The following is a 1,061-nucleotide window of genomic DNA, read 5'->3' as shown; positions in this document are numbered from 1 at the left end:
CTTTGTCAAAAAAGGAGCACCTCGGTATGATGGGTTTGTCGACAACACATCAAGGAGGCGCTCTTACTATGAAGTTTAAGCAATCAGACGCACAAAATCAACGGATTGAACAAATTRCCACCTCGCATCTTGTCATAGGAATTGACATGGCCAAAGAAACTCACGTGGCACAGTCCACAAATTTCCGAGGAATCGTCATTTCAAAACGGCATCTCTCGTTTTCGAATTCTATCGAAGGTTTTGAAAAATYAAGCCGCTGGATAACCGAACTACAACAGAAACATCGATTAAAGAGGCTCATCATCGGCATGGAACCAACCGGTCATTACTGGTTTAACCTAGCTAACTGGTTATCAGATAAGGGATTACATGTGGTCATGGTTAACCCTGCTACGACGAAGCGAAATAAAGAAAATCGAGATAACAGTCCATCAAAGAACGACCCCAAAGATGCACTTGTCATCGCAGATTCAGTAAGTCGGGGCTTCTACTATGAGTACACGCGACAATCGCTTGTGTTTCAACGCTTACGGACCATAATGAGTGACCGAGAATTCTGGGTCGCGAACAGTGTTCGACTGCAGAACCGCATTGTGCGTTGGCTCGACATCCGTTTTCCTGAATATCCATCGGTATTCAAAGACTGGACCTGTAAGCGGTCATTGGCGACCCTCAAGACATTCCCTTGCCCACAGGATTTGGAGACGTATGCAGTACCGGATGTAATCAAAGCTTGGAGAACCCATATGCAGCGCGCTGGGGGTTCTACGGGGATTGAGAAGGCTGCGCAGCTCATAGCACATGCTAAACGCAGTATCGGAGATCGAACCGCTGTAGAAGAATCGAAGGCAGATTTAATACGGCTCATTGAAGAATATGAACGAGTTACCACCATGCTTGAACAGATTGAAGAGGACATCGAAGCTCTGCTTTCTGAGATTCCTATGGCACAGCAGCTTCGCACCATAAAAGGTCTCGGGAAGATCTTCACCGCGGCCATACTAGCTGGCACAGGAGATTTAAGACAGTATGCGCATGGACGTCAGGTATTACGAAAGGCG

At 46.6% G+C, this 1,061-nt stretch carries 1 protein-coding gene; it reads left to right on the top strand.

From position 1 onward, the window contains the following. Nucleotides 1-68: 68 nt before the first annotated feature. On the top strand, nucleotides 69-1,061 hold a 993-nt coding region (locus tag AC1DM9_RS34350), incomplete at its 3' end, for an IS110 family RNA-guided transposase (RefSeq protein ID WP_477584499.1).

The sequence above is a fragment of the Paenibacillus sp. 01T431 genome (assembly GCF_056398625.1).
Note: the sequence above shows the minus strand (reverse complement) of the source record. Positions and strands in the feature narration are given on the sequence as shown.